This window comes from Micromonospora sp. M42 (assembly GCF_000568915.1).
Taxonomy (GTDB): domain Bacteria; phylum Actinomycetota; class Actinomycetes; order Mycobacteriales; family Micromonosporaceae; genus Micromonospora; species Micromonospora chalcea.
In genome coordinates this window covers 4,251,813-4,274,054 of sequence record NZ_KK037233.1, presented here as the reverse complement: position 1 = coordinate 4,274,054, position 22,242 = coordinate 4,251,813, and the positions used below count along the sequence as shown (strand labels likewise).

Genomic DNA, 22,242 nt, shown 5'->3' with positions numbered 1-22,242 from the left:
CGGGGGGAGGAGCGGGCGGCGGGTCAGGCTGCGGCGAAGGCGGCCCGGCGGCGGGCGTCGACCTCGGCGGCCAGCTCCGGGGCACGCTCCAGCGCTTCCGGGAAGCCGCAGGCGGCCAGCCAGTTCGCCAGCATGAGGTGACCGCCCTCGGTCAGCACCGACTCCGGGTGGAACTGCACGCCCTCGATCGGCAGCGTCCGGTGCCGCATCGCCATCACCACGTCGGAGCCGGTCCGGCCGGTGACCTCCAGCTCGTCCGGCAGCGTCTCGGGCAGTACGGCGAGCGAGTGGTAACGGGTGGCGGTGAACGGGTCGGGCAGGCCGACGAGCACGCCCACGCCGTCGTGGCGTACCTCGGAGGTCTTGCCGTGCAGCAGTTCCGGCGCGCGCGCCACTGTGGCGCCGAACGCCTCGCCGATCGCCTGGTGACCGAGGCAGACGCCGAAGATCGGGAGCTTGCCGGCGTACTCGCGGATGACGTCCAGGCAGATGCCGGCCCGGTCCGGGCTGCCCGGACCGGGCGACAGCAGGATGCCACCGGCGCCGGCCCGGCCCACCTCGGCGACGTCGATCTCGTCGTTGCGCCGTACGTCGCAGTCGGCCCCGAGCTGGCCGAGGTACTGCACGAGGTTGAAGACGAACGAGTCGTAGTTGTCGATCACCAGGACACGCATCGGGGTCACCTGTTCGGGGTGGGGGGCGGGGCGTTGTTCGTCTCGGTGCTGTACGGCAGCTCCTCGTCGCCGGGCAGCCCGGTCGGCTCGGTGAGCCCGCCGTCACCCGGTACGCCGGAGTCCTGGGTGACCTGCACGTCGTCGAAGGGCAGCAGCGGCTCGGCCCACGGGAACACCACGAACCAGAGCAGCGCGACGGTGGCGGTGGCCAGCAGCAGCGAGCCGATCAGCTTTCCGGGCAGCCCGAAGGGAAGTTTCCGCCAGATCCAGGAGTACACGGCTCACGTCTCCAGTTCGGCCGGGCGGCCCGCCGACTTGGCCTGGACGGTGTCCAGCCGGGCGTGGATGATCAGCCGCTGGTAGTTGTCGAACTTCGGGTTGCAGGTGGTGAGCGTGAGCAGCTTCTCGGTGGGCTTCTGGCCCGGCTTGCCCGGCACCGGTGCGACCACCTCGACCTGGGACGGCTTGACGATGCGCTGCTCGTACACGCGGTAGACGAGCCAGTCGGTGCGGGTCTCGACCACTATGGCGTCGCCGGTCTTCAGCTCGTCCAGCCGCCAGAACGTGGAGCGGATCCGGTGGCCCGCCACGGCGAAGTTGCCCACCTCGCCGGGCATGGCGCTGTCCGGGTAGCGGCCCGGGGCGTACCGGATGTCGTTGGGGGTGACCCCCTCGACCACCACCCAGTGCTTGTCGAACTTGGGGATGTAGAGGCCGGCGACCGGTTTTCCGTTGGCCGGCGGCTTCGGCTTCACGGTCGGCCCGGTGGTCGGGGCGACCGTCGGGTCCGCGCCCCACTCCTGGGCGAGCTGGCTGTTCAGGTCGCTCTGGTGGGCGTCGACGATGACCGCCTTGCCCCAGATCTCGTAGCCGGCGAAGAGGAGCACCACCAGGCCGAACGTGATGAGCAGTTCGCCGGCGCCGCGTACGACGGTGCGCAGCCGGGAGCCGGCGCTGGGGCGGGTCAGCTCGGAGTAGACGCTCCGGTAGCCCTCGCCGGTCTGCTCGGGCCGCAACTGCACCACCCGCTCGCCGCGCCGGGGGCGGGGCGGCTCGGCCGGTGGCTCGTCGCCGCTGTCCGCCGCGTCCGGCGCCGGAGGCACCGCGCCCATCAGCCCGGTGGCGTCCATCCGGGGGTCCGCGGGCGGCCGGGTGACGGCGGGCAGCACCGCCGTCGCTCCCGGGTCGGCCGGCGGGGTCCGGTCCGCGTCGGCCGGGCCGCCGAAACCGAGGTAAGGCAGGGCGCACCGGCCGCCTGCCGTCCCTCGCCCCCCGGCGTACGTCCTCCGTTCTCCCACGGCTGCGGGCCGGTGTGCGGACGGCTGGGCCCCGCGCACACCGCGTTCCGGCGGGAGCGCGCCGCCGGCCGGGCGGGCGGGATTCTGGTGCGCCGCCGGTCCGTACGCGCCCGGCCGCATCTGCCGCTCACCCGTCCCGGGCGGGGCATCGCCGGGTCGCGTCCGGCGTTCACCCGCCGAGGGTGGGACGTCGCCCGGTCGCGTCGTGCGTTCGCCCGTCCGGGGCGGCACGTCGGCCGGCGTGGCGGGACGCATCCCGGGCCCGCGCTGGGGCGCGGCCGTGTGCTGCGGTGGACCGCCCGGCTGGCCGGTGCCGGGTCCGGCCGGCCCGGCGAAACGCGCCGGGCCGGACCCGCCCGCGCCCGGACGGCCGGGCGATCGGTGCGCCGACTCGGGGATCCCGTCACCGGAAGGCTGGAACCCGGACTCGGGAACTCTGCCACCGGAGGGCTGGAACCCGGATTCGGGAATCCCGCCGGCGGAGGGGCGGAACCGCCTGTCGGCCTCGGCGCGGTGCGGGCCGGCCGGCGGATGGGCCTGGTTGCCCGGCCAGGGCGGCGGAGCGGACCGTGGCGGGCCGGGCGGTGGCGGGGCGGTCGACGGTGGGGCGGTCGACGGCGGGGCGGTCCGTGGCGGGGCGCTCCGTGGTGGGGCGGGCGTCGGTGGGAACGGGCCCCGTCGCGCCGGAGAGGTGTGCGACGGTCCGGCGTCGGGCCAGGGCAGGTCGAGCGGGGGCGGCGACGCCGGGGCGGGGGCCGGGCGCTCGACCTTGGGGAGGAACGCGGTGGGCTCCTCCTGGCGGTCGTGGCCGCGGCGGTCCCGGGGGTCGCCGCCGCTCACCGGGGCACCGTCGCCGACTGCAACGCGGTGGAGTCCTCGAACGCCGGCACGGTGACTGTGGAGACGCGCTCGACGTAGCCGAGTTGGTAGTGCTCAGCCACTTCCTTGAACACCCGCACTCCCTCAGAGGCGGCGAGCGCCCGCTGGAGTTCCGCGGGGTCGCCGATTGCCACGATCTTGAAAGGAGGGGAGTACACCCGGCCATGCAGCAGCAGGGTGTTACCGACGCAGCGTACCGCGCTGGTGCTGAGCACGCGGACGTTCATGATTGACATGGCCTCCGCGCCGCCGGCCCAGAGCGCGTTGACCACCGCCTGGACGTCGCCCTGGTGCACGACCAGGTCGTCGTTGCTGGCGCCCTTGGGCAGGGGCTGGTCGGGCCGGCGGTCGGCGTCGTTCAGCTCGACCGTCACGCCGCTGCCGGTGAGCGCGGTGAACCCGGCAGCCTGCCGGCTCGCGGCGGCCCGGTCCCGCTCGGTCTTGATCGGCCCGTCGGCGCCGGCCAGCGCGGCGGTCTGCTCCTCCACCTCGGTGCGGAGCCGGGCGGCCTTCGCCTCGCTCGCCGCCACCTGCTCCCGGCGGTCCTCGATCAGCTGGGTGAGCTGGGGCCGGCGGTCCTCGCGCAGCGGCGTGCCGCCCGCGGTGGTGGCGGTGGTGGTGAACAGCAGCCCGGCCGCGGCGGCGATCAGGGGTACGCCGATCGACCAGCCCGGGCGGCGCTGGCGGGCGCGCCGGGGCAACAGGGCGGCTGCCGCGCGGCGGAGGACCTTCTGCCAGGAGGCGGCGCCGGACGTGTACTCCACCGGGCGTTCCCTTTCCCGTCGTCTCGTTCCGGCTCGCGCCGATGCGAACCGACCTGATCGACCCGGAAAGTCCGCTCTTTCCGGTTACTGAGTGCACCGGCCTGGCCCCATTCGTGGCCTGGACGGTCCGTCGGGACTACGCTAGCTGTCGAACATTATTGGCCATGGACCGTCGCCCTCGCGCCCGGTTGTCAGGCCGGACGAGGTCGTACCCCCCTCTGGAGAGCGTCGTGCCCAAGTCTCAGGTCCGCAAGAAGAAGGTGTACACCCCGCCCACGGACGTTCGTCCGACGGCGACGGCGTCGACGCGCAAGCCTAGCCCGGTCTGGCTGCCGGTCACGGCGGTCGCGCTGATCGTGGTCGGCATCGGCTGGCTGGTGCTCTACTACCTGTCCGAGCAGGCGTACCCGGTCGCCACCTGGGGTTACTGGAACCTCGCCGTCGGCTTCGGCGCGATGGTCTCCTCGCTGATCCTGCTCTCCCGCTGGCGCTGAGCCGGCCGCCCGTCGACCGGTCGTAGGTCACGCCACGCCGCCCCTGCCAGGCGCTTCGTCGCCGCTACACCTAAGGTGTGCGCAGGGCGGCGTGGCCTGGTGCGAGAAGACTCACGTTACTGCTGGGTAACCTTGCGCGTAGGCTGCACGGACAAGCAGCAGACCGGGAGGCCAACTCGATGGGCAGCGTCCAGATCGTCACCACGATCCTCGCGGCCGCCATCACCGCTGTCGCGGTGTGGCTTGCGGTGCGCGCGGTCATGAAGATGACCGCCGTCATCCGGCTCGGTCAGCCCGCGCCGGAGCGCTTCGGCGACAAGGGCGCGCGTACCAAGAAGATGCTGGTGGAGACCGCAGGTCACACCCGCATGCTGAAGTGGAGCGTGGTCGGCGCCGCCCACTGGTTCGTGATGGTCGGCTTCATCGTGCTGTCGCTGCTGGTGCTGGAGGCCTACTTCGAGGTGGTCTCGACCGGCGGCGGGCTGCCGATCATCGGGCACTGGACGATCTTCGGCCTGGTCACCGAGTGGATCGGCATCCTCGGCCTGGTCGGCATCCTGGTACTGATGGCGATCCGCCTGCGCAACCGGCCGGGCCGCGCGGAGAACCGCTCCCGGTTCACCGGTTCGAGCATGTGGCAGGGCTACTTCGTCGAGTGGGTCGTCCTGCTGGTCCTGATCTTCGGGTTCGTGATCCGGGGCTTCAAGGTCGCCACCGACCACTTCGAGTACCCGGTCTGGGCCGCCCCGCTCAGCCACGCGATCGGCTCGGTCCTCCCGAACTGGGAGGCCGGCGTCAGCGTCGCCGCGCTCATCAAGATCTGCATCTCGATGACCTGGCTCATCGTGATCTCGCTGAACGTCACCATGGGCGTGGCCTGGCACCGCTTCCTGGCCTTCCCGAACATCTTCTTCAAGCGCGACCCGGAGAAGCCGGCCGGCTCGGGCCTCGGCCCGCTGCGCCCGATGACCAGCGAGGGCAAGCCGCTGGACTTCGAGGAGGCCGACCCGGAGAAGGACCAGTTCGGCGTCGCCCAGGTCGAGCAGTTCAGCTGGAAGGGCCTGCTCGACTTCAGCACCTGCACCGAGTGCGGCCGCTGCCAGTCGCAGTGCCCGGCCTGGAACACCGGCAAGCCGCTGTCGCCGAAGCTGCTGGTGCTGAGCCTGCGCGACCACGCGTACGCCAAGGCGCCCTACCTCCTCGCCGGCGGCGGCAAGGACCTCACCGGCGAGGAGAAGGCGACGCAGGAGCAGCTGGCCGGCGTCGACGTGCTCGCGATGGCCGAGGCCGACCGGCCGCTGATCGGCACCGCCGAAGAGGGCGGCGTCATCGACCCGGACGTGCTCTGGTCCTGCACCACCTGTGGCGCGTGCGTCGAGCAGTGCCCGGTGGACATCGAGCACGTGGACCACATCGTCGACATGCGCCGCTACCAGGTGCTGATCGAGTCGAGCTTCCCGTCCGAGGCCGGCGTCATGCTGCGCAACCTGGAGAACAAGGGCAACCCGTGGGGCGCCCCGCAGAACACCCGCGAGGACTGGACCAAGGGCCTCGGGTTCGAGGTGCCGCGGGTCGGCGAGGTCGACGACTTCGAGTACCTGTTCTGGGTCGGCTGCGCCGGCGCGTTCGAGGACCGGGCCAAGAAGACCACCCGTGCGGTCGCCACGCTGCTCAACGAGGCGGGCGTCTCCTTCGCCATCCTCGGCGAGGGCGAGACCTGCTCCGGTGACCCGGCCCGCCGCATCGGCAACGAGTTCGTCTTCCAGATGCTCGCCCAGCAGAACGTCGAGACGCTGAACGAGGCGTTCGAGGGCCGGGAGAAGACCAAGCGCAAGATCGTCGCCACCTGCCCGCACTGCTTCAACACGCTCGGCAACGAGTACGGCCAGCTCGGCGGCGAGTTCGAGGTCGTGCACCACACCCAGTTGCTGGCCCACCTGGTCAGCGCCGGCAAGCTCACCCCGGTGCAGCCGGTGGACGGCGGCGTCACCTACCACGACCCGTGCTACCTGGGCCGCCACAACCGGATCTTCGCCGCGCCGCGTGAGGTGCTCGGCGATTCGATCCAGGGCGAGCTGACCGAGATGCCGCGTAACAGCGAGCGCTCCTTCTGCTGCGGCGCCGGCGGCGCCCGGATGTGGATGGAGGAGAAGATCGGCAAGCGGATCAACGTGGACCGGGTCGAGGAGGCCATGTCCACCGGGGCGAAGACCATCGCGGTCGGCTGCCCGTTCTGCTCGACGATGCTGAACGACGGCGTGAACGGCAAGGGCGCGGGCGAACAGGTCGAGGTGGTCGACGTGGCCAGCGTGCTGCTGCGCTCGGTCAAGCCGGAGGCCCCGGCTGGCGAGCCGGAGGTCGCGCCGAGCGCGAGCTGAGGCGTACCCCGGCGGAAGCCGGACCACGACGGCGGCGGCACCCGTGCGGTGCCGCCGCCGTCGCGCGCCACGGGGGCCCACCGTCGGCGCTCGCGTGCCACAATCACGCCCATCGACGGCCTTCTTCTTCTGACGCTGTTGCCCCTGGTCGGTTTCGTGCTGCTGACCGCCGGCAACGCCTTCTTCGTCGCGGCCGAGTTCGCCCTCGTCACCGTGGACCGGGCGGAGATCGACAGGCGGGCCGGCGAGGGCGACGGCCGGGCCGCCACGGTACGCCGCGCGCTGCGCGAACTGTCCTTCCAGCTCTCCGGCGCGCAACTCGGCATCACCCTCACCGCGCTGCTCACCGGCTACCTCGCCGAACCCGCGCTGGCCCGGATCTTCGCCCCGCTGCTGCATCCGCTCGGCGGCGCGGAACGCTTCTCCGGCCTGCTCGCGCTGGCCCTCGCCACGCTCATCTCGATGCTCTTCGGCGAGCTGGTGCCGAAGAACCTGGCGCTGGCCCGCCCGATGCCGGCGGCGCTCGCCACCGCCGCGCCGATGCGCGCGTTCTCCCGCATGTTCGGCTGGCTGATCCGGCTGCTGAACGAATCAGCCAACCGGCTGGTGCGCCGCCTCGGCGTGGAGCCGCAGGAGGAGCTGGCCAGCGCCCGCTCCCCGGAAGAGCTGGGCCTGCTCGCCGCCATCTCGGCGCGGGCCGGCGCGCTGCCGCCGGACACCGCGATGCTGCTGCGGCGCACGATCCGCTTCGGTGACAAGCGGGCCGCCGAGGCGATGACGCCCCGGGTGGACGTCACCGCGCTGCGCGCCACCGCGTCCGTCGCCGACCTGCTGGACCTCTCCCGGCAGACCGGCCGGACCCGGTTCCCGGTCTACGAGGAGACGCTCGACCTGGTCACCGGCGTCGCCGGGGTGCCCGACGCGCTGGGGGTGCCGCTGGCCCGCCGGGCCGTCACCTCGGTGGCCGCGGTGGCCCGGGAACCGGTGTACGTGCCGGAGAGCCTCAACCTGAACGGGGTGCTGGCCGCGCTGAAGGCCGCCGGGGCGGACCTGGCGATCGTGGTGGACGAGTACGGCGGCACCGACGGCGTGGTGACGGTGGAGGACCTGGTCGAGGAACTGGTCGGGGAGATCGCCGACGAGTTCGACCCGGACGCGGTCGACGACGCCGGGCCGGTGGAGCTCACCGTGCCGGGCGGCGAGCGGACCGTCCTGGCCGACGGCGTGCTGCGCGCCGACGAACTGGTCGAGCAGACCGGGTTCCGGCTGCCCGACGGGCCGTACGAGACGCTGGGCGGCTTCCTGATGGCGCGGCTGGGCCACATCCCGGTGCCGGGCGAGACGGTCGACGAGGCCGGGTACGAGTTCACGGTGGTGGAGGTCGACCGGCACCGGATCGAGCAGGTGCGGGTGGTGCGCCCCGAGGAGCCCGACGACGGTGCCTGAGCTACTCGTGGCGGTGGTGTTGCTGCTCGGCAACGCGTTCTTCGTGGGCAGCGAGTTCGCGCTGATCGCCTCCCGCCGTACCGTGATCGAACCGCTTGCGGCGACGTCGAAGCGGGCCCGGTGGGCGCTGGCCGCGATGAACCAGATCCCGCTGATGATCGCCGGAGCGCAGCTCGGCATCACCGTCTGTTCCCTCGGCCTCGGCGCGATCGCCGAGCCGGCGCTGGCCCACCTGCTGGAGGGGCCGTTCGCCGCGCTGGGGATGCCCGCCTCGGCGGTGCACCCGGTGACCTTCGTCATCGCGCTGGCGGTGGTGGTGTTCCTGCACACGGTGGTCGGCGAGATGGTGCCGAAGAACATCACGCTGGCCGGTCCGGAGCCCTCGGCGCTCTGGCTCGGCCCGGCCATGCTGGCGTTCTGCCTGGTCACCAAGCCGCTGCTGCTGGCGATGAAGTGGGCGTCCCGGCAGGTCCTGCGGTGGTGGCGGGTGGAGGCGACAGACGCGGTGAAAACCGTGTTCACCGCCGAGGAACTGGCCGGGCTGGTCTCGCAGGCGCGTACCGAGGGGTTGCTGGACGCCGAGGAGCACGCCCGGATCACCGGCGCGCTGGCCCTGCACAGCCGTACGGCGGCGGACGCGCTGCAACAGTGGTCCACTGTCACCACAGTCGCCGAGGACGTCTCACCGGCGTCGCTGGAGGTGCTGGCGACCCGCACCGGCCGGTCCCGCTTCCCGGTGGTGAAGCGGTCCACCCGCCGGGTGCTCGGTTTCGTGCACGTGAAGGACGTGCTCGGGTACGCCGGCGCGAGTCGCCGGGCCCCCGTGCCGGCCGCTGTCTACCGGCCGCTGGCGGTGGTGCCGCCGGACCGTACGCTCGCCGACCTGCTGCTCGCGATGCGCCGCGAACGCCGCCACATGGTGCTGGTCAGCGACGGACGGCGGCCGATGGGCGTGGTGACGCTCGACGACGTATTGACAGCCATCGTCGGAAGATGAAATGAATACCCTTGGTGTGCAATCGATTGCGGATACGTGATTGAACAAACGGTCGCCTTGATTCCACCGGACGCCTTCCCTAATGTGGGGCACCGACCGCTGTGGGTCGTCTGCCTCGATCTTCCCTCTCGCGAGGCGCCCGGCGGTCGGTTGCAAAGGAGTCCGTGCCGGTGGCAACCACGCCCCCTCAACGTCACGCCCCGAGCGCTCCACCCGGCCGACGTGCCGGGTTCCACCGGATGGCACGCCGTCTGGTCACCCTGGTCGCGGCCGCCGCGGTCGGCGCCGGGATGCTGACGGCTCCGGCGCACGCGGTGCCGTCGGTGGACGAGATCGACGCGCAGATCGACAAGCAGTGGGAGCAGCTCGAACCCACCATCGAGCAGTTCAACAAGGTCCGCTCGCAGCTTCGCGCCAACCAGAAGAAGTCCAAGGCGCTGAAGGACAAGATGGTGCCGCTGGAGCTGGCCTCCACGCTCGCCATGAACAAGGTCGGCGACATCGCGGCCCGCTACTACATCCAGGGCCCGTCGCAGGAGCTGGGCGCGCTGCTGGTGAGCACCAAGCCGGGCACGCTGGCCGAGCAGCTGGTCATGCTGGACCGGATCGCCGACGACCAGCGCCGTCAGATCGCCGGTGTGCTCAAGGTGCGGGACGAGTACAACAGGCAGAAGGAGAAGCTCGACGAGCTGATCGAGCTGGAGACCAAGCAGCAGAACGACCTCGCGGCGAAGAAGAAGCAGATCGACTCGGAGATCAAGCGGCTCACCGCCATGCTGCCGGTGACCTCGATCCGCCCGGCGGGCTGCCCGAAGATCGACGGCGTGGTGAGCAGCGCCGCGCGTACCGCGATCGCGACGGCGTGCGCCCAGGTCGGCGACCCGTACGTGTGGGGTGCCACCGGCCCGAACGCGTTCGACTGCTCCGGCCTCACGCAGTACGCGTACAAGGCGGCGGGCATCTCGCTCACCCACTTCACCGGCGCGCAGTGGAACGAGGGCCGCAAGGTGTCCCGTTCCGAGGCGCGCCCGGGTGACCTGGTGTTCTTCGGCTCCGATCTGCATCACGTCGGGCTCTATCTCGGCAACGGGGTGATGGTGCACGCGCCCCGGACAGGCAAGCCGGTCCAGGTGTCGAGCATCAACACCCAGCCGCTCGCCGGCTTCGTCCGGGTCACCTGACCTCGGTCACACCGAAAGGCCCCCGGTCCGCATGGACCGGGGGCCTTCGCGTTCTCGGGGAGGGGTCAGCGCGGCGCGCCGACCGGGGACGGCAGGATCAGCACGTCGTCCAGGTTCACGAACATGATCCGGTGGCCGAACTGGACCTGCACGTACTGGTTCTTCCCGCGTACCACGGTCCGGTCACCCGGCGCGGAACCGTCGAACGAGACCGCCCGGTAGTACTCGCCGGGCAGCACCCCGCCGACCGCGTACCGCTGGCCGGCGGCGAACGTGTACTGCAGCGGAGAGATGGCCTGGTACGGGATGGTGTCCGGGTAGGCGGACTGCTCCGGGTAGGCGCGGCCGTACACCGGGATGGTGGCCTTGCCGGGCCGCGGGGTCACCACGAAGCCGGTGGCCCACTTGGCGGTGGGCGCGGAGGCCGGGTTGTGGAACCACGCCTTCTGGCCGAGGTACCAGATCGCGGTCCAGTCGCCCTGCCGGCCGGCGAGCGCGTACGTCTGGCCGGCCGAGGCGCGGGCGCCGTGGTCGGAGATGTACATGGTGTCCGGCGTGCCGTCCGGGCGCAGCCCGAGGTCGTTGACGAGCGGGGCGTCCGGGCTCGGCGCGGTCCGCAGGATCACCGCCGAGGAGCCGCGCGAGGGGCACGGCTGCGCCGGCGGGGTGGGCGTCGGGACGCCCGGCGGCTGCTGGTTGCAACCGGTGAACGCGGGCCGGTTGGTGGCGAAGTCCGGGTCGATGGTGACCAGGCCGGTCTTCGCCGTGCCGGTGCCGCGGAACGGCGCCTTCATCAGGTCGAAGTAGTGCGACCAGTCCCAGTAGGGCCCCGGGTCCCAGTGCATGCCGCCCACGTTGGCGGCGGTGATGCCGGGCACGTTGTCGTGGCCGATGATGTGCTGCCGGTCCATCGGGATGCCGAACTTCAGCGCCAGGTGGCGGACCAGCTTGGCGGAGGTGCGGTACATCGCCTCGGTGTACCAGGTGCCCTGGCCGGCGAAGCCCTCGTGCTCCAGGCCGATGGACTTGGCGTTGACGTACCAGTTGCCGGCGTGCCAGCCCACGTCCTTGGTCTTGATGTGCTGGGCGATGTAGCCGTCCACCGAGCGCAGCGTGTAGTGCCAGCCCAGGTAGTCGGCCCGCTTCACCAGGTCGACGCTCGGGCCGAAGTAGCCCTCGGTGTCGTGGATGACGATGTACTCGATCTTCTGCTGCTTCGGCCGGTCAGCCAGGTCGTGGTTGCCGTAGTCGCCCGGGTCGTCGCTGAGCTGCTCGTAGGGCGCGGGAATCCACTCGCAGGCCAGCCGGACCGGGCACTCCAGTCCGTCCGGCCGCTGCGCGGTGCGCAGGCCGAGGCGGGCCAGCCGGGCGCGGTCCGGCTTCGCGGCGGTGGCGGCGAGCGTGACCCGCTGGCCGTCGTCGGTGGTCCGGGTGGCGCCCTGGCCGAGCTGGTCGTAGACCTCGTCGGCGAAGGCCGCCGCCGCGTCGGCGGTGTCCGCGCCGGAGTAGCGGGCCACCGCGGCGTACCAGGCCGCCGGGTCGGTGCCGGCGCCGACCGGCCCGCCCAGAGCCTTCTGGTACGACGACAGCAGCGCCGCGCCGCCGCGGATGTTCGCGGCCGGGTCGGTGCGCAGCGTCCCCGCGTCCAGCCCGGTGAGCGCGGCGGCCGCGTCGAGCGTCTGGAGCGAGGCGCTCGGCAGCGGCGTCTCCCGCGTCGGCGCGGCGGCGGTGGCCGGGTCGAGCTTCAGCGGCCGGGAGTCGTCGCCGCGCGGGTCCTCGTCCTCGTCGACGTGGGCGCTGCCCGGCGTGGCGAGGATGTGCGCGGCGTCGGTCAGGTGCATCGGGCCGTAGCCGCCGCTGGTGCTGGGCTGACCCGGGTGGGTGTCCCAGCGGGACTCCAGATAGGAGACACCGAGCAGCACGTTCTGGGGGACGCCGTACTCGGCCGCGGCGGCGGCGTATTGTTGTTGCCGGTCGCTCGCGGGCGCGGACGTGTCCGGCGCGGCGGTAACCGGGCCGGTGGTCGCCAGCGCGGTGGCCGTGGCCACGGCGGCGGCGAGCAGTATCCGTCTGCCCGACGGCGGGGCGGAGAGATGCATCGAACCTCCTGGACAGGGATGGGGGTCACTGCGTTTCCACCCTCACTCCGCACACCCGCGACGGTCAATACCTTTCCAGTAAGTAATCAGTCGTGAAAGAAAATTTCACCTCCGTGCGCGGTGTGGCGCTGGATCGCGTACGGAGTGTCACGGCGCTGGAAGTTGCGGATCGATAACGGTGGTCCCTACTCTGGTGAATCGTCGGCCGCACGTCTCACCGTCCAACCCGGTCGGTGACGGTCCGACACCGCCGAGTCGCCTCCGGGCGAGCCGGGGAACCAGGTACCTGGGGTGAATCCGCAGCGCTGCTGCGGTAGGGCGGCTCCCTTCCCGCCCGAATCCGTCAGCTAACCCGGTAGGCGGTACGGAAGAAGGAGTACGGACGCCCGGTGGCACTCCATGCCCCGCGGCCGTCGTCGAACCGGTCGGTCGACCGGTCCAGCGCCGCGCCGCGTTCCCGCTGGTCCCGCTTCACCACCGCCCTCGCCGCACTGGTCGGCACCGCCGTCGTACTGACCGGCGGCGCCACTGCGGCACACGCCGAACCCTCGGTCGCCGAGATCGAGGCCCAGATCGACCGCGACTGGAACAAGCTCGAACCGGTCATCGAGCAGGTCAACGACGTACGCGAGCAGCTCGCCGCGCGGCGCAGGCAGGCCGACGCGCTCGGCCGGCAGATCGCACCCCTGCAAGCCCGGGTGGACGCCGCGCTCGGCCAGGTGGGCGGCCTCGCCGCCGACGCCTACAAGGCCGACAACCTCTCCACGGTCAACGCGCTGCTCGGCAGCCGCTCACCCGGTGACCTGGTCGACGGCCTGGAGCTGCTCGACCGCTTCGCGCACCGCCAGCACGAGCAGGTGCGCTCGGTCGCCGCGCTGCGCGACGAGCTGGCGGCGAAGAAGAAGCCGCTGGACGAGATGATCGCCGGCCTGGCGCGCACCGAGGCCCAGCTCGCGGCGAAGAAGAAGCAGATCGACGCCGAGATCGCCAAGCTGGAGAAGCTGCGGCTCAAGGTGTACGGCAAGGGCGGCGGCGGCCCGCTGCGCCCGGCGCCCTGCCCGGCCGGCTATCCCGGCGGCCCGGCCGGAGCGGCGGTGAAGTTCGCCTGCGCCCAGATCGGCAAGATCTACGTCTGGGGCGCCGCCGGCCCGGACCACTTCGACTGCTCGGGCCTCACCATGGCGGCCTGGGCCAAGGGCGGCGTCTCGCTGCCGCACAGCGCACGCCAGCAGCACGGCGTGACGAAGCGCATCAGCCGGGCCGAGCTGCGCGCCGGCGACCTCGTCTTCTACTACAGCGACCTGCACCACGTGGCGATGTACGTGGGCGACGGCTGGGTGGTGCACGCCTCCCAGTCCGGCAAGCCCATCACGATGAAGCGGGTCGACGACGGCGACATCAACAGCTACGGCCGCGTGTAAGGAAGGGCCCCCTCTTAACGCCTCCGGTAGAGGAGGGGGCCCTTCTTAACAACTGCGGGCGGCGTCAGCGCGTCGGCCAGGTGCGCCAGCTCTGCCAGGACCGGCTCGGCGTCGGGCCGCGCTGCCCCTGGTAACGCGAGCCGTAGACGGCCGAGCCGTACGGGTGCTCGGCCGGCGAGGAGAGCCGGAAGATGCAGAGCTGGCCGATCTTCATGCCGGGCCAGAGCGTGATCGGCAGGTTCGCCACGTTCGACAGCTCCAGCGTGACGTGGCCGGAGAAGCCGGGGTCGATGAAGCCGGCTGTCGAGTGGGTCAGCAGCCCCAGCCGCCCCAGGCTCGACTTGCCCTCGAGCCGGCCCGCGAGCTGGTCGCCCAGCGAGATCACCTCAAGCGTGGAGGCGAGCACGAACTCGCCCGGGTGCAGCACGAACGGCTGGCCCTCGGGCACCTCCACCATCGAGGTGAGGTCGTCCTGCTGGACCGACGGGTCGATGTGTGTGTAGAGGTGGTTGTTGAAGACCCGGAAGAGCCGGTCCAGGCGTACGTCGATGCTCGACGGCTGCACCAGCGTGGGCTCGAAGGGCTCCAGCGCGAGCGTGCCGGCCTTGATCTCGGAGATCAGGTCGCGGTCGGAGAGCAGCATCGGAACACCATAGCGACCGGTATGGGTGACCTGCGTGTCGCACTACTTCTTCGTACACGTGTTCGATAGGATGTCCGCATGGCTTCCTGGTCCGAATTCGCCGCCGACGAGCCCCGCCTCGCCGGCGAGATCCGCCTCCTGATGCAGCAGTACGGGCCGGGCTTCGGCTACCTCGCCACGGTCCGCGCCGACGGCGGCCCCCGCGTGCACCCGGTCTCCCCGGTGTTCACCGACGACGGCCTATGGTGCTTCGTCATCGACTCGCCGAAGCGCCGTGACCTCGAACGCGACGGCCGCTACGCGCTGCACTCGTTCCCGCCCGAGGAGAGCGACGACGAGGCGTACATCGCGGGGCGCGCGCGGCCGGTGACCGACCCGGCCACCGTGACGCGGCTGGCCCGGATCGCCCGCGCGTCGCCACATGGTGACTGGCGGCTGTTCGAGTTCACAGTCGAGGCGGCGATGCTGACCCGGCGCGACCCTGTCGCCCAGCCCGGCGCCGCTCCGCCGCAGGTGCGGGTGTGGCTCGACCCGCTCGGGGCCGAACCGGCCCGGCGTGAGCCGGTGGGCGCGGAGGGCCGGCGCGGCCGGCACGGCTTCGACACCCGCCGCCCGGCCGCCTGACCCCGACCCCGAAACGAGCGGTGCCGGCCCCGTCCGAGGACAGGGCCGGCACCGGTACGTGGTACGAGGCGGTCAGGCCGCGCGGTAGGCGTTCCACGCGGTGAGCATGCGGCTCGCCTGGCCGGCGGTGAACTGGTACATGCAGGAGTCGTACGTGTAGTCCATGAAGTTGGTGATCGGGTCCTTGCCGGCGGTCGAGCAGGTGTCGCGGCCGGTCGGGCACTGGTACGCCGGGGACGCCTCGGCCGGGGTGTCGGAGACGCTGTCGCCCGAGCCGGAGCAGCCGCCCTGGAAGGTGTGGTAGAGGTTCAGCCAGTGGCCGACCTCGTGGGTGCCGGTGTCACCCTGGTTGTAGTTGGTGGCGGTGCCGCCGGGCAGCGACTCGTTGAGCACGACCACGCCGTCCATCTTGTCCAGCGTCCGCTTCGGGAACGTCGCCCAGCCCAGCAGGCTGTCGCTCAGCTCGCCGAGGTAGATGTTCAGCGTGTTCTTGCCGCCCTCACGCAGCGAGGTCTTCATCGAGCGCTCGGCGGAGGAGCCCTGCACGATCGGGTACCACGACGGGTTGGTCACCCGGTTGATCTTCGTGAGCTGGAACCCGAAGGCGGTGGCGGCGCCGCCGGTCGAGCCCGCGTACGACTGGTTCAGCACGGTGATCTGCTGGTTGATCATCGAGTCGGTGATGTTGCCGCCGGCCCGGGTGCTGTTCTCCTGGATGACGTGCACGACGACCGGGATCGTCACGGTGGCCAGCGGGGTGACCGCGCCGGTCCGGAAGTTGGCCCGCTCGCGCTGCGCGGCGGCGAGGTCGGCCTCCCGGTCCTGGACCTGCTTGGCGGTCAGGTGGTTGGGGTCGAGCTTGGCGTTGCCGCCCTTCGCGACGCGAGCGTTCGCGTGCTCGTCGGCGTGGGCGTCAGCAGGCTCGGCGCAGACGCCGGCCGGGGCGGCCGAGAAGGCCGAAGCAGCGGGAACGACGCCGACGGCGGCGGTGCTGAGCAGCAGCGCGAGGGTCGACGTCGCGACACCGGCGGTACGCCGGGTCAGCAGGTTGGGACGGAGTCCCATGGGCCCACCTCTTTCTGACGGCGTGCCAGGGGGTGTGTCACGCCGGTGCGGAAACGTGGGGCAGACGTTACATCCCATCGATGCATTTGAGAATGCCCATACGTTTCCGACGTGCAACTTCGCGCCTGCCGGCGCCGGTGAGTGCTTGATCCACTCCAGTTCGGGGAGGTGGCTGGGTCAGCCGCCCGCCGATGCCGCCACCTCGCCGAGGTGGCGCGCGCACCTGACTGCACGGGGGTGGGGGGCTTCAGGTAGAGTGGTGCCGCCTGCGGGTGTAGTTCAATGGCAGAACATCAGCTTCCCAAGCTGACAGTGCGGGTTCGATTCCCGTCACCCGCTCCAACGTGAGGCCCCAGCTCAGGACAGGTTTCCTGGCTGGGGCCTCGTTCGTTGCTACCGCTTCTTGCGCTGGCCGTGCCCGCTACGTGCCCGATCACGGCCCTTCTTGATCTGCTCGCTGAGCCCGCTCGCGATGTGCTCGTCGCGCTCCTTGGCGGTGTGCTGGTAGATCAATGCCGCGCGAGTCGAGGCGTGACCCATCCTGGCCATGAGGTCGGCAAGGCTCGCCCCGGTCCGGGACGCCAGGGTATTACCGGTGTGCCGCAGGTCGTGGAAGTGGAAGCCGGGCAGGCCAGCCGCAGCCACGCAGTCACGCCACTTGCAGGCGGTCTGGAAGTTGGAGCGGCGCAGGACAGCACCCTTCGCGCCGGTGAAGACGAGCGCGTCCTGGTCCTCGTCGACGAAGTCGTCCAGGTGTGGGCGGATGTCACGGCGGATCGCGTCGGGAATGGTGACGGTCCGAATGTCGGCATCGGCGACTGGGCCTGCCGGGGGAGGGGCCGTTCGTGCGTCAAGTCCGTCTTGAAGTTGGCGGGTCGGGCAGCGGCCTGCCCCCGCGAGGCCGGGTCGACGGCAGAAAGTTCGGATGGCGAGGATAAGCAGAGTGACGAATGTCACAAATTTCCCCGGCGTGTCGCGTCTTTGAAGCACCCGGCCCCGACTAGGCTCCGGCTAGCTATCCTAGCCTTTGAGCGCCGGAGCCTAGTCGGGGCCGGGTGCGCGGGACTTGACAGCATCCACTACGCTCAGGCCGTCGCTCCGCGATGCTTGCACCCAACGGGCGGCCTGAGCGTAGTGGATGCTCCCTCTTTCGCCCTCTTGTCGCAGGCTCCTGTAGGCCGGTTTGGTGCGAAGCGAACCCCCGCCTTGCCGGCCCTGGCGGTTGCATACCCGCAGGTCAGAGCGTGGAAGCGTCGAGGGGTTGGGTGCTTCGGCCCAAAAAAAACCCGGCCCCTCTAGGGGAACCGGGTGGTATATGCGGTGAACTGTAGCGCAGCCTAGTTCGACCTGCAACCGAGACAGACTATAGAGCTACCAGCCGGCTGGGCGCGCGTAGGTGCCGGCAGGGCTCACTACAGGGTCACTGAGCTGACAGGCTTGGAGGTCTCCCGCCGTGAGCTGCTTCCACCAGTGGCTGCCGACCCCGTCCCCTCGTTGTCCCTTCAAGGCTCCTGCCAGGTAGTTCCGCGAGGGGTTAATCGTGCCGACGGGGACGAGTGTCCTCGCATATGACACCGGAAATTTAAGATCACTGTCGTTGGAGATCACGAGGGCCGCGTCTACCTGCGACGTGAGTACGTCGACCAGGAGGTGGGAAGCCACGTTGACGTCGGAACCCTTTTCCTCTCGGTGGGCGTACGACACCATGAATGTCGCGTTTTGTACTGGATTGCCCTGCGCGTCCTGAACCATGATCGGCCACTGCGAGGTTACGAGCTGGGGGCCTGCGCTGCGGCTCTGGGCCTTTACTGCAAGCGGGGCGTACTTCACGCGAGAGACATAGCTGCCGTACTCGATGAGGTCGACGCTCGATGACGCCATCAGAGCCTTGAGGTAGATGTCTTGATCGATGAAGCCCGAGGGGTTGCTAGCCGCGTCGATTACAGCAGTGCAGTAGACGATTCGGTGCGCCTGAGCACCAGCCCAGGTCGGCACGTTGGCTAGCAGGCGCTCTGCAAGGGCCCGGATGTCGAGCCAGCGCCAGCCAGGGGTTCCCTGTCCGCATAGCCCTCGGCCACCGTAGTAGAGGTTGTGCCCATCGACATACACTCCAACGCGCACCGGCGAACGCTACCAGTAACGAGCCGGAGTCTTCGACTCTCACGTGCCCGTGGCATGCCCGTTCGGGCGGCCAACAGAGGTCAAGGCGAGGTTCCAGGCAAGGGCCGCCAGTCCAATCACGGTCAAATAAAAAGTACAAAGACTGCCATCTATTCGTGATTGAGCCTGATTCCCAAGCTGACAGTGCGGGTTCGATTCTCGTCACCCGCTCCAGCGTGAAGGCCCTGATCAGGACGTCAGTCCCGGTCAGGGCCTTCGATGTTCCACGAGTGCGGGCCCGGTGGTCCGCCCGGCGGCAAGCCGCCGACAGCCGACGGGTTGCCACGCCCGCATCGGGCAGACAGTCGATCGCGGCCAGGCAATGACGATCGCCAAGGTGGCTGGCGGCCGTCGAGCTTTCGGCGATCGGCTGCCGCACCGGCTACGCCGGCTTGCCCTCGGCCCTCCGGCCTCACCCACACCGCACCGGAACTGACCGCTCAGCGCCGCCTACGCTGTCGCGATGGACGCGGGCAGGGTGTGGCGGCTGTACCGCCGGGGCGAGCTGGCCGGCGAGATCGATGAGCAGACTCACGACTTCCCGTGGACGTACGGCCGATTCCGTCCGCTGCCTGCATTCGAGCCGCTGCGTCCGCTCTTCGTCGCCCGGAACGCCGCCCTCGACGCGGCCGATGACGAGGCCATGATCCGGATCGACGACGAGATTCGGGTCGCCCTCACGATAACCGACCCGGACGGCCACCAGGTGGCCGAGTTTCTTCTCAGCATCGAGGGCGACGAAGCCGGCGCCTATGGTTCTGCACATGAGTGAGAACGCGTTCGTCTTCCCGGCCGTGTCCAGGGCGGACGTGTTGCGGCTCCTGGGTTCCCTCGGTGAGACCCAGTCTGATCAGTGGGTCGCGCCGGGCTCGGTCTTCCTCTGGCTGGTGGAGGAACACCGTGACCTGTACCTCGACTGGGAGCGCGAGATGGTGGCGGAGTTGGAGCGCGTTGTCGGCGAGCGGCCGCCGTGGGCGGTCCAGGTGAACTACCGGTTGTCGCGGCGGCAGGACGCAGTGGCAGCGATCCGGACGCTGCTCGGACGCGGTGGCGTCGCAGTGGACGACTTCGTCGGTCACGTCTGGACGGTCCAGGAAGTCGAGACCGATTCCGTCGTTCGTGGTGGCAGATTCGGCGAGCCGCCGGTTCGCACCTGACGTGCGGACGAGATAGGGCTGCTGACCCCGGCGAGCAGGGCGGTGAGCATCGGGAGAAGCGGCTTATGGTTGAGACGCAGGCCGGCGAGATCGGACGTCGCGAACCAGACCACGGCGTCGTGCTCGTCCGGCGTCCTGCGAGCCGTCGCGAGGCCGCTGCTTGTCGGCCGTCGTCGGTACGATCGCAAGATCCCCATCTGTTGATTAACGGAGAGAACCGTGCAACTGCGCCTGAAGTACGCGCCCGTCCCGGAGAACGCAGCCCGGTTCGCTGGCGACATCGTGGTGTCAGCGGCCCAGGTCAGCGGTGTGCACCTGGACTACACGCCGGACAGCCTGGCATCCGTGGACGCCATCCTCGACGGCTTTCGGGCCGAGGGCCTCATGGCTGGGCAGGTGGCGGAGACTCTCTTCGGCTTCGGTTGCTACGTCGGCGAGGTGTTGAACCGGCATGCCGGTGGACGGTGGCGCGCAACGGCGGCAGACGAACTGACCGTCGTCGGGTGGCCTATGGTGGTGGAGCTCGGCGGGCAGCGCTGGTGCAATCCGATCGCGAAGGCCTTCAAGCGATTGGAGAACGGCCCGGAGGACAGCCTCCGGTACTTCTATGCCGTGTTCGCACCGAGCGGAGCCCGCTAGGGAGGGCGCCGTAGCGCTGATCTCGCCCCCACCGTCGGCGGATCGACTGACACAATGCGGCGTGCGCTCGCGTCTGCGGTTGATCAGGGTGACGACGTCTGCGGTCCAGGTACGGGAGGCGGCCACCGTCGACCTGCCCACGAGTGCGGAGGCAGCCTTCGGCTTCATGGAGGATCCGGCGTCGTCGGTGGCGCTGCACGACTCGACGGAGCTCGGCGTGACGCTGCCCGGCCCGAAGGGAGTCGGCGAGATCCAGGCGTTCGTGGATCGGAGCCCCGGCGGTCGAACGGGCATGATGCACGAGGTGGTCGAGGTGGAACCGGGACGCCGCGCCGTCACCCGCAACCTGACGGCCGGCTGTCCCAGCGGCGGCGTGCTCACCGTTGTGCCGCTCGGGCCCGACTCGTGCCGTCTCACCCAGGAGTTCTGGGCAGAGCTTCCGGCAGGCTCACTGGTGGGCGCCGATGCGCAGGTGCGCCACGAGTACCAGATGTTGCTCGCGGACCTGATGCGGCGGCTCGCCGCCTGGGCCGCTCACGTGCCCCGGGACGCCGCCTAGGTCCAAGGCGGCGAGCACCCCGAAGACAGCGTCCAGGACGGCTTGTCGGTCCGCCGTCACAAGGACGTCGACATCGAGGTGGGAGCCGTGCTCCACGAAATCCATCACGTACACCTCGGCGATGAGTTGCGGGTCGTTGACGGGTCTGTCGGGGGACGAGCGGAAACCGGAGGAGCAGACCCATGGGTACGTTGATCGTGACCGAGTTCCTGACCCTCGACGGCGTGGCGCAGGCGCCCGGCGAGCCTGACGAGGACCGCGACGGCGGCTTCAGCCACGGCGGATGGCAGATGCCGCTGCTGGACGACGAGTCCGGCACGGTGATGTTCCAGCAGGCGAGCAGCATGGACGCGCTGCTGCTGGGCCGCAAGACGTACGACATCTTCGCCGGCTACTGGCCGAAGGCGCCGGAGGAGATCCCCTTCACCGGCCTGCTCAACGGCGTGCCCAAGTACGTGGCCAGCCGTACCCTCACCGAGCCGCTGACCTGGGCGAACTCCACGCTGGTGAACGGTGACCTCGCCGAGCGCGTCACCGAGATCAAGGCCCGCCACGACGAGGTGCACGTGATCGGCAGCCTCGACCTGGCGCAGTCGCTGCTGCGCGCCGGCCTCGTGGACCGGCTCAACCTGTGGGTGTACCCGGTGCTCCTCGGCACCGGCAAGCGGCTGTTCGGCGAGGGCACGGTGCCGACCGCGCTGCGGCTCACCGAGTCGGTCACCCACGCCCACGGCACGCTCCAGTTGACGTACGAGCCGGCCGGCGCGCCCGCCTACGGCGACGCCGCAGCGTAGGGCACGTCGAGGTCGAGCGTGTGCCGCAGGCCGGGCTCCCCGTCCAGTTCCACCGGACCGTCCGGTACGAAGCCGGCACGCGTGAGCACCGCCAGTGAGGCCGGGTTCGCCAGCGCCGCCGAGGCGATGAGCCGGTGCAGCCCGTACTCGCTGCGGGCCAGTTCGCAGACGCGCCGTACGCCTTCGCCGGCGAGCCCGCGCCCGGCGGCGCGCTCGGCCACGCGGTAGCCCAGCTCGGCGCTGCCGCCTGCGACGTCGACCAGGTTGAAGCGCCCGAGCACGGCGCCGTAGTCGCCGACCAGCACGTGGAAGTGGCAGGTGCCGCGGTCCTGCTCGGTCAGCAGGGCCGCGTGCCGGGCGGCGTAGCCCGTGAAGAAGTCGTCGCCCCGGTCGGGGACGTACCGGGCGAAGTAGGCCCGGTTCTCCCGCTCGAACCGCAGCACGGCGGGCGCGTGGCGGGCGGCGAGTCGTTCCAGCTCCGGCATCGGGCCAGGTTAGGCGTCGGCCGGGTAGGAACGCAGTTCGATGGTGTTGCCGTCCGGGTCGCTGACGTAGATCGAGGTGCCGGTGCCCCGTGCGCCGAAGCGCGGGACCGGGCCGGTCAGCACCGTGAACACCCCGGAGTCGACCACCCGCTGCCAGTCGACCGGCTCCACGACGAGGCAGAAGTGGTCCACGTTGGACCCGGTCGGGTCGCCCGCGATCAGGTCGATGATGGTGCCGGCGTCGATGCGCACGGACGGGAACGGCACCTCGCCGGCCCGCCACCTGTCGACCCGCACCGGGGCCAGCCCGAGCGTGCCGCAGTAGAAGTCGAGGGAACGCTCGACGTCGCTCACCGATAGCACGAGATGGTCGAACCCGGTCACCGTCACGAGATCGTTCCGCATGCCGTCAACTCTGGCCCGGCGCGGCGGCGGGACCAACCCCCGATCGCACTACGATCGTTGACTCACGGGCAACGACGGAG

At 70.6% G+C, this 22,242-nt stretch carries 23 protein-coding genes, 1 tRNA gene and 1 riboswitch; of the genes, 13 read left to right on the top strand and 11 right to left on the bottom strand.

Features of this window, described 5'->3' with window-relative positions:
* Positions 1-23: 23 nt before the first annotated feature.
* From MCBG_RS19675 to MCBG_RS19660, 4 genes are all read right to left on the bottom strand, one after another.
* Complete coding sequence (locus tag MCBG_RS19675; protein WP_043330783.1) at positions 24-674, bottom strand: aminodeoxychorismate/anthranilate synthase component II; 651 nt, start codon at positions 672-674, stop codon at positions 24-26.
* Between the two features lie 5 nt (positions 675-679).
* Positions 680-952 carry a hypothetical protein gene (locus MCBG_RS19670; protein ID WP_030500496.1) on the bottom strand — a complete coding sequence of 91 codons (273 nt, stop codon included), beginning with the start codon at positions 950-952 and terminating at the stop codon, positions 680-682.
* Between the two features lie 3 nt (positions 953-955).
* On the bottom strand, positions 956-1,804 hold the full coding sequence (locus MCBG_RS19665) for a class E sortase (RefSeq protein ID WP_051611559.1): 849 nt from the start codon (positions 1,802-1,804) through the stop codon (positions 956-958).
* A 1,004-nt stretch (positions 1,805-2,808) separates the two neighbouring features.
* The gene (locus MCBG_RS19660) at positions 2,809-3,615 is read right to left on the bottom strand and encodes a DUF881 domain-containing protein (RefSeq protein WP_043327617.1); all 807 of its coding nucleotides are present in this window, start codon (positions 3,613-3,615) and stop codon (positions 2,809-2,811) included.
* Positions 3,616-3,845: 230 nt separating this feature from the next.
* On the opposite strand from MCBG_RS19660, the gene MCBG_RS19655 reads away from it, so the two are divergent.
* The 5 genes from MCBG_RS19655 (at position 3,846) to MCBG_RS19635 (ending at position 10,111) form a co-directional block, all read left to right on the top strand.
* A complete protein-coding gene (locus tag MCBG_RS19655) occupies positions 3,846-4,109 on the top strand; it encodes a cell division protein CrgA (protein WP_043327616.1) in 264 nt (87 codons plus the stop codon).
* Positions 4,110-4,288: 179 nt separating this feature from the next.
* Positions 4,289-6,487, top strand: a complete 2,199-nt coding sequence (locus tag MCBG_RS19650; RefSeq protein ID WP_043327615.1) for a (Fe-S)-binding protein — start codon at positions 4,289-4,291, stop codon at positions 6,485-6,487.
* 138 nt (positions 6,488-6,625) lie between these two features.
* On the top strand, positions 6,626-7,933 hold the full coding sequence (locus MCBG_RS19645) for a hemolysin family protein (protein ID WP_043327614.1): 1,308 nt from the start codon (positions 6,626-6,628) through the stop codon (positions 7,931-7,933).
* On the top strand, positions 7,926-8,930 hold the full coding sequence (locus MCBG_RS19640; protein ID WP_043327613.1) for a hemolysin family protein: 1,005 nt from the start codon (positions 7,926-7,928) through the stop codon (positions 8,928-8,930). The genes MCBG_RS19645 and MCBG_RS19640 overlap by 8 nt, the downstream gene beginning before the upstream one ends.
* 170 nt (positions 8,931-9,100) lie before the next feature.
* Positions 9,101-10,111 carry a C40 family peptidase gene (locus tag MCBG_RS19635; RefSeq protein ID WP_043330781.1) on the top strand — a complete coding sequence of 337 codons (1,011 nt, stop codon included), beginning with the start codon at positions 9,101-9,103 and terminating at the stop codon, positions 10,109-10,111.
* A gap of 65 nt (positions 10,112-10,176) precedes the next feature.
* Here MCBG_RS19635 and MCBG_RS19630 read toward each other — a convergent pair whose 3' ends face one another.
* Positions 10,177-12,210, bottom strand: a complete 2,034-nt coding sequence (locus tag MCBG_RS19630; RefSeq protein WP_043327612.1) for an N-acetylmuramoyl-L-alanine amidase — start codon at positions 12,208-12,210, stop codon at positions 10,177-10,179.
* Positions 12,211-12,448: 238 nt separating this feature from the next.
* Positions 12,449-12,586: riboswitch (cyclic di-AMP (ydaO/yuaA leader) on the top strand.
* 13 nt (positions 12,587-12,599) lie between these two features.
* Between MCBG_RS19630 and MCBG_RS19625 the strand changes: the two genes are divergently transcribed.
* Entirely contained in the window at positions 12,600-13,631 is a 1,032-nt protein-coding gene (locus MCBG_RS19625) for a C40 family peptidase (RefSeq protein ID WP_043327611.1), read from the top strand.
* A gap of 64 nt (positions 13,632-13,695) precedes the next feature.
* Here MCBG_RS19625 and dcd read toward each other — a convergent pair whose 3' ends face one another.
* A complete protein-coding gene (gene dcd, locus MCBG_RS19620) occupies positions 13,696-14,274 on the bottom strand; it encodes a dCTP deaminase (RefSeq protein WP_043327610.1) in 579 nt (192 codons plus the stop codon).
* A gap of 78 nt (positions 14,275-14,352) precedes the next feature.
* On the opposite strand from dcd, the gene MCBG_RS19615 reads away from it, so the two are divergent.
* Entirely contained in the window at positions 14,353-14,898 is a 546-nt protein-coding gene (locus MCBG_RS19615; RefSeq protein ID WP_043327609.1) for a pyridoxamine 5'-phosphate oxidase family protein, read from the top strand.
* A 72-nt stretch (positions 14,899-14,970) separates the two neighbouring features.
* Here MCBG_RS19615 and MCBG_RS19610 read toward each other — a convergent pair whose 3' ends face one another.
* A complete protein-coding gene (locus MCBG_RS19610; protein ID WP_043327608.1) occupies positions 14,971-15,963 on the bottom strand; it encodes a zinc metalloprotease in 993 nt (330 codons plus the stop codon).
* Positions 15,964-16,231: 268 nt separating this feature from the next.
* Here MCBG_RS19610 and MCBG_RS19605 point away from each other — a divergent pair.
* A tRNA-Gly gene (locus MCBG_RS19605) sits at positions 16,232-16,305 on the top strand.
* 51 nt (positions 16,306-16,356) lie between these two features.
* Here MCBG_RS19605 and MCBG_RS31915 read toward each other — a convergent pair.
* Both MCBG_RS31915 and MCBG_RS19595 read right to left on the bottom strand, forming a co-directional pair.
* The gene (locus MCBG_RS31915; protein ID WP_223201273.1) at positions 16,357-16,920 is read right to left on the bottom strand and encodes a tyrosine-type recombinase/integrase; all 564 of its coding nucleotides are present in this window, start codon (positions 16,918-16,920) and stop codon (positions 16,357-16,359) included.
* Positions 16,921-17,334: 414 nt separating this feature from the next.
* Entirely contained in the window at positions 17,335-18,084 is a 750-nt protein-coding gene (locus MCBG_RS19595) for a PIN domain-containing protein (RefSeq protein WP_043327607.1), read from the bottom strand.
* Positions 18,085-18,586: 502 nt separating this feature from the next.
* On the opposite strand from MCBG_RS19595, the gene MCBG_RS19590 reads away from it, so the two are divergent.
* From MCBG_RS19590 to MCBG_RS19570, 5 genes are all read left to right on the top strand, one after another.
* Entirely contained in the window at positions 18,587-18,895 is a 309-nt protein-coding gene (locus MCBG_RS19590; RefSeq protein ID WP_043327606.1) for a hypothetical protein, read from the top strand.
* On the top strand, positions 18,888-19,280 hold the full coding sequence (locus MCBG_RS19585; protein WP_043327605.1) for a hypothetical protein: 393 nt from the start codon (positions 18,888-18,890) through the stop codon (positions 19,278-19,280). Before MCBG_RS19590 ends, MCBG_RS19585 begins: the two co-directional genes overlap by 8 nt.
* A 219-nt stretch (positions 19,281-19,499) precedes the next feature.
* On the top strand, positions 19,500-19,919 hold the full coding sequence (locus tag MCBG_RS19580) for a hypothetical protein (RefSeq protein ID WP_043327604.1): 420 nt from the start codon (positions 19,500-19,502) through the stop codon (positions 19,917-19,919).
* Positions 19,920-20,007: 88 nt separating this feature from the next.
* Positions 20,008-20,478 (top strand): SRPBCC family protein, encoded by a 471-nt coding sequence (locus MCBG_RS33100; protein ID WP_043327603.1) that lies wholly within the window; start codon positions 20,008-20,010, stop codon positions 20,476-20,478.
* 182 nt (positions 20,479-20,660) lie between these two features.
* Entirely contained in the window at positions 20,661-21,272 is a 612-nt protein-coding gene (locus MCBG_RS19570) for a dihydrofolate reductase family protein (RefSeq protein WP_043327602.1), read from the top strand.
* Here MCBG_RS19570 and MCBG_RS19565 read toward each other — a convergent pair.
* Positions 21,251-21,757, bottom strand: a complete 507-nt coding sequence (locus tag MCBG_RS19565; RefSeq protein ID WP_043327601.1) for a GNAT family N-acetyltransferase — start codon at positions 21,755-21,757, stop codon at positions 21,251-21,253. The two genes, MCBG_RS19570 and MCBG_RS19565, sit on opposite strands and share 22 nt — an antisense overlap.
* Before the next feature lie 9 nt (positions 21,758-21,766).
* Positions 21,767-22,162, bottom strand: coding sequence for a VOC family protein (locus tag MCBG_RS19560; RefSeq protein WP_043327600.1), 396 nt, complete (start codon positions 22,160-22,162; stop codon positions 21,767-21,769).
* Positions 22,163-22,242: the final 80 nt, after the last annotated feature.